This window comes from Methanobrevibacter sp. 87.7 (assembly GCF_002208625.1).
Lineage (GTDB): Archaea > Methanobacteriota > Methanobacteria > Methanobacteriales > Methanobacteriaceae > Methanarmilla.
Genome location: NZ_MRCT01000119.1, coordinates 1 through 5924 on the forward strand (window position 1 = coordinate 1; position 5924 = coordinate 5924).

The 5924-nt window shown below is 24.5% G+C and carries 5 protein-coding genes and 1 tRNA gene; all 6 read left to right on the plus strand.

Annotated elements, in window-relative coordinates; translation table 11 throughout:
* The first annotated feature begins 138 nt into the window (after positions 1-138).
* The 6 genes from aroA to BGI41_RS06250 all read left to right on the plus strand — a co-directional run bounded on the left by aroA (position 139) and on the right by BGI41_RS06250 (position 5638).
* Positions 139-1461: a 3-phosphoshikimate 1-carboxyvinyltransferase gene (aroA, locus tag BGI41_RS06225; RefSeq protein ID WP_088539570.1), complete on the plus strand. Its 1323-nt coding sequence runs from the start codon at positions 139-141 to the stop codon at positions 1459-1461.
* 114 nt (positions 1462-1575) lie between these two features.
* Positions 1576-2217 carry an endonuclease III gene (nth, locus tag BGI41_RS06230; RefSeq protein WP_088539572.1) on the plus strand — a complete coding sequence of 214 codons (642 nt, stop codon included), beginning with the start codon at positions 1576-1578 and terminating at the stop codon, positions 2215-2217.
* Between the two features lie 430 nt (positions 2218-2647).
* Entirely contained in the window at positions 2648-3637 is a 990-nt protein-coding gene (gene cysK, locus BGI41_RS06235) for a cysteine synthase A (protein ID WP_088539574.1), read from the plus strand.
* Positions 3638-4066: 429 nt separating this feature from the next.
* Complete coding sequence (gene cysE / locus BGI41_RS06240; protein ID WP_088539576.1) at positions 4067-4789, plus strand: serine O-acetyltransferase; 723 nt, start codon at positions 4067-4069, stop codon at positions 4787-4789.
* Positions 4790-5020: 231 nt separating this feature from the next.
* On the plus strand, positions 5021-5398 hold the full coding sequence (locus BGI41_RS06245) for a transcriptional regulator (RefSeq protein WP_088539578.1): 378 nt from the start codon (positions 5021-5023) through the stop codon (positions 5396-5398).
* A gap of 168 nt (positions 5399-5566) precedes the next feature.
* A tRNA-Cys gene (locus BGI41_RS06250) sits at positions 5567-5638 on the plus strand.
* The last annotated feature ends 286 nt before the right edge of the window (positions 5639-5924 follow it).

The following is a 5924-nucleotide window of genomic DNA, read 5'->3' on the forward strand; positions in this document are numbered from 1 at the left end:
ATTATTATCTATATATTTTAAATCATGATTTATTCTTAAATTTTCGTATATTATTAATATTGCATTATATAATATTATATTAAGAAAATATTTTTTTTTAAAAAATTTAATTATTATAATATTATAGTGCTGATTTATATGAAATTAAAATTTAGTAGATGTTTAGATATTGAAGGTGAAATTAAAGCACCTTCCTCTAAAAGTTATACTCATAGAGCAATAATTTTAGCTTCTCTTGCAGAAGGTTGTAGTCAACTTTTTAATCCATTATTATCTGAAGATACTTTATCTACATTAAATGCATGTATTACATTAGGTGCAGATATTACTAATTATGGAACTTATATTGATGTTAATGGAATGAATGGGGAAGTAAAACCAAATTTTAATCCTCAACCATTTATTACAAATCCAGATCATATTATAAATCTTGGTAATTCTGGAACTTCTTTAAGATTACTTACATCTATTGCAGCATTAAGTGATACTAAAGTAGTATTTACTGGTGATGATTCACTTAAAACTAGGCCTATGGGTGATTTATTAAAAGCTTTAAAATCTCTTGGTGTAGAAACTAATTCTAATAATGATAAAGCACCAATTACAGTATATCCTGGTTTTAAAGGTGGAAGTACATCTATTTCAGGTAATATTTCTTCTCAATTTATATCTTCATTATTAATTTCTGCTCCACTTACAGAAAATGGAATAGAACTTGAAGTTTTACCAACATTTGTATCAAAACCTTATGTAGATATGACTATTGATATAATGAGCAAATTTGGTGTTAATGTTGATGTATCTACTGAAGGTAAAAATACTAAATTTATAGTTAAACCACAAAAATATACTGGATGTGATTATATTATTGAAGGAGATTATTCTTCTTCTTCATATCTTCTTGCTGCATGTGCTATTTTTGGTGGTGAAATTAAGGTACTTAATTTATTTAAAGATTCTAAACAAGGAGATAAAATTATCTTAGATATTTTAGATAAAATGGGTGCAGATATTAAATGTGATGATAGTTCTGTTATTTTAAAATCTCAAGGTAATCTTAAAGCTATTAGTGAAATTGATTTATCTAATGCACCTGATTTATTACCTACTATAACTATTTTATCTGCTATTGCAGAAGGAACTACAAAAATTGTAGGTATTGGTCATACAAGATTTAAAGAAACTGATAGAATTGCAACTACTTGTGAGGAACTTAAAAAATGTGGTTGTGAACTTGAAGAATTTGAAGATTATATAATAATTAAAGGACAAACTCTTAATACTGATGAAGAGATTATAGTTTCATCTCATAAAGATCATAGACTTGCTATGGCATTTATTCTTTTAAATCTTAAAGGTTATAATGTAATTGTAGATGATGGTGATGTTTTCAATGTTTCATTCCCTGAATTTATGGATGCTATGGGAAGTATTGGTGTAAATTTAGAATTAACTTATTAATTATTAAGATTTAATTTATTAATGTCTAAATTAACATTATATTAAATATTTATAATATTAAATTTTGAATTGATATTATATTATTATAATATTTATAGAATATGGGGAATTTTAATGGAAAATAAAGAAGAAACAGTTAGAAAAATTTTAGATATTCTTAATGAAAATTATACTTTAAGAATATTTCTTAGTGATGGACCATATAGAGTACTTATTAGAACTATTTTATCTCAAAGAACAAGGGATGAAAACACTGATCAAGCAACAGATAATCTTTTTAATAAGTATAAAGATATTTATGGTATTGTTGATGCACCACTTGAAGATATTGAAAAACTTATTAAACCTGCAGGTTTTTATCGTGTAAAAGCAGCACGTATTAAAGAGGTTTCAAGAATTTTAATAGATCAATATGGTGCTAAAGTTCCAAATGACATGAAAGAACTTTTAAAACTTCCAGGTGTTGGAAGAAAAACTGCAAATTGTGTAATGGTATTTGCATTTAATGAACCTGCAATTCCTGTAGACACTCATGTTCATAGAATTTCTAATAGGTGGGGTTTAGTTAATACTAAAAAACCAGAAGAAACTGAAGAAGAACTTAAAAAAGTTGTTCCTCGTGATTTATGGATTGAATTAAATGATTTAATGGTTCAATTTGGTCAAACAATATGTAAACCTATTTCTCCAAAATGTGAGATTTGTCCTATTTCACAGTATTGTGATTATGATGCAAATCTAGATAAAAATAGTTAATTTTTTATTATTATTTTTAAAAATTTTCTAGTTTTTTTAATATTTTCAATTTTTTCATAATTTCTAATTTAATTTTTACTTTTTTAAAATTATAAATCAAAAACTTTATAAGTATTAAAATTTAATATAACAATAGTTATAAAACATTGTGATATTATGTATTATAATTTTGTTTATTTTTTTATAAAATATAACAATAGTTATATATTATGAATTTCTAATAATTATGTGTAAGGATTTTTAATATATATTTAATTGGTTTTTAGATTTTTTTAATTTAAAAAATATAACAATAGTTATATATTATGAATTTCTAATAATTATGTGTAAGAATTTATATATATGGTTTTAATTTTAAAGATAAAAAAATGAAATATGGTACAAAAATTAAAATTAAAGATTTAACAAAAATAATTTATGGTGATAAAATATGGTAAATATTCCAAAATTAACTAGAGGAGTAGCAAAAGATATAACTGAAACAGTAGGTAACACCCCACTTGTAAGATTAAATTCATTAACTAAAGATTTAGATGCTGAAGTACTTGTAAAATTAGAAGCATTTAACCCAGCAGGTAGTGTAAAAGATAGGATTGGTGTAGCTTTAATTGAAGATGCTGAAAAAAGAGGTTTATTAAATAAAGATTCTGTTATTATTGAACCAACTAGTGGTAACACTGGTGTTGCACTTGCTATTGTAGCAGCAGCAAAAGGTTATAGATTAATTTTAACTATGCCTGATACAATGTCTATTGAAAGAAGAAAATTGCTTGCAGTATTTGGTGCAGAAATTGTTTTAACACCTGGTAGTGATGGTATGCCTGGAGCAATTGCAAAAGCTGATGAATTATTAAAAGAAATTCCTAATTCTGTAAACCCAGCACAATTCAGAAACCAAGCAAACCCTGAATTCCATAAAGAAACTACTGGTCCAGAAATAATTAGAGATACTGATGGTAAAGTTGATGTTGTTGTAGCTGGTGTAGGTACTGGTGGAACTATTACTGGTATTTCTGAAGCTATTAAAGAAGTAAACCCAGATTTACATGCAGTAGCTGTAGAACCTGAAACTTCTCAAACTTTAGGTAAAGGTGTAAAAGGACCTCATAAAATCCAAGGTATTGGTGCAGGATTTGTCCCTGAAACTTACCATGCTGATGCAATTGATGAAATCTTCCCTGTATCTGATGAAGATGCTGGTAAAACTTTACTTGCTCTTGCTAGAGAAGAAGGTATCTTTGCAGGTATTTCTTCTGGTGCAGCAACTTACGCAGCATTACAAATTGCAAAAAGACCAGAATACAAAGGTAAAACTATTGTAGCTATATTACCTGATACTGGTGATAGATACTTATCCGTTGATTGGGTATTCCAAGATCTCTACAAAGAATATGGTCCAGAAATATTCCCTGTAGAATAAATTTTTAAAAAATATTTTTTTAATATTTTTTTATAGTTCTATTAAATCAATAAAATGTTAAAGTTTTAAAAATAATATCTATAAAATATTATTTTTTATTTTATAGTTATTTTTAGACAATTAAATAAGCTAATATATATTCTATTTTAATTATTTTAAAATAGAATTTTTTTTAGGAATAAAATAATAACATTGTTAAGTTTTATTATAATAACAAGGTTTTAAAACTTTTATAATGAGTTTTAATTAATATTAATCTTAAATTTCTAATTAAAAGTTAAAAAAATGTTAATTTTTATTATTTTATTGAAATTTAGTGTTTTTTTAACTTTTAGTTAAATTTAAAAAAATTTTAACTATAGTTAAGAAAGTATTTATATAGGGTGTTATAAAAATTATTATTAATATTTTATAATTTCAGGTGATAATATGTTTAACAGAATAAGAGAGGATATAATGACTGCCAAAATGAGAGATCCTGCTAGCCGTAGTACTATTGAAATCTTATTTTGTTACCCTGGAGTCTATGCTGTTTGGTTCCATTTAATAAGTCATTGGCTTTGGAAGAAAGGAGCTAAATTCTTGGCAAGATTTAATTCTACTATTGCAAGGTTTTTAACTGGTGTTGAAATACATCCTGGTGCTACAATTGGTCGTAGGGTTTTTATAGACCATGGTATGGGCATTGTTATTGGTGAAACCGCTATTGTAAGTAATGATGTTTTAATTTATCAAGGAGCAGTTCTTGGTGGAACATCTCTTGAAAAGAAAAAAAGACATCCAACTATTGGAGATGCAGTAGTAGTTGGTGCAGGTGCAAAAGTTATGGGTGATATTACAATTGGTGATTCATCTAAAATAGGTGCAGGTTCTGTTGTATTAAAAGATGTACCTCCACATTCAACTTGTGTTGGTATTCCTGGAAGAGTTGTCAAAACTAAAGATAAATCATGTCCTTTAAATTTAGAACATAATAAACTTCCAGATCCTGTCAAAAATTGCTTACAAGAATTAGTAAAACGTCAAGATGAACTTGAAAATGAATTAGAAACTTTAAAAAAATTATATAATATTTCTAATTCTGGTATTAATATTAATAATTATAGAAGATATAATGAAGATGTTGTATTTGAAGAAGGTGGAGGAATTTAAATTCCTTTATTTTTTTAATTAAAAAAAATATAACAATAGTTTTATATATTATAAGTTAATATTATTAATTAGTTTAAAACTATAAAATCAATTAAAAAAAATACAATTTATTATATAAAGTAATATCCTTATTATAAATTTAATAAGTTTTTAAATATAGGTTATCAATTTATTATACTCAAAGATTTTTAATTAATCTTTAAAATATTAAAATATAAAAAGGCGATAAAGATGAAACCTCCTTGTGAAATGGTAGTTTGGTATGTTATTCCAGCAATAAGATCCGAGTTAGCAAAACAATTATTAAGTTTAGGTATGAAACAGAAAAAAATTTCTGAATTAATGGATATTACACAACCTGCTGTAAGTCAATATATTACAGATAAAAGAGGTAGTGAATTACAATTATCTGATAATATTAAAAGCTTAGTTAAAGATTTTGCAAATGATCTTTATACTGAAAAAGCTACAAAATTAGACATTATTCCACGTACATGTTATATATGTCATCAAATCAAAGCAGAAGATGTAATGTGTCAATTACATCATGAAAAAGGTAATATGCCTTATGAATGTCATGCATGTTTAAATTCTTCATTTGATTGTTAAAATTTAATTTATTAATTTTTAATTGCATTTCTTTTTTTATTTTATTTATATTTTTTAAATTTTTAAATTTTTAGATTTAAATTTATTTAAATAAAAATATTTATATACTTTAAAAAATACAAACATTTATATATTAGTTTTAATCAATATTAGTATGTTGTATAAAACGGCAAGGTGACCGAGCGGCTTAGGTGCGTGGCTGCAGACCATGATACTGGGGTTCAAATCCCTATCTTGCCTTATAACAAAAACTTTTTTTTATAGATTTTAATTTTTTTATAGGCAATTTTTTCTTTATTTTAGTAATTTTTTTTGTTTATATTTGATTTTATTTTTTTATTTTAGTGTTTTTTTTTAGTTTTTTTGTTTTTTCTTATTTTTTATTTTATGTGTTTTTTATTATTTTCTTAATATTTATGATTATTAAGTTTTGATTATTATTTTAGTAATTTTTAAATCTTTTTTGTATTTTTAATAATTTTATAATTAATAATTCATTTTTATAAAATTTTTAACTTCTTTAAGT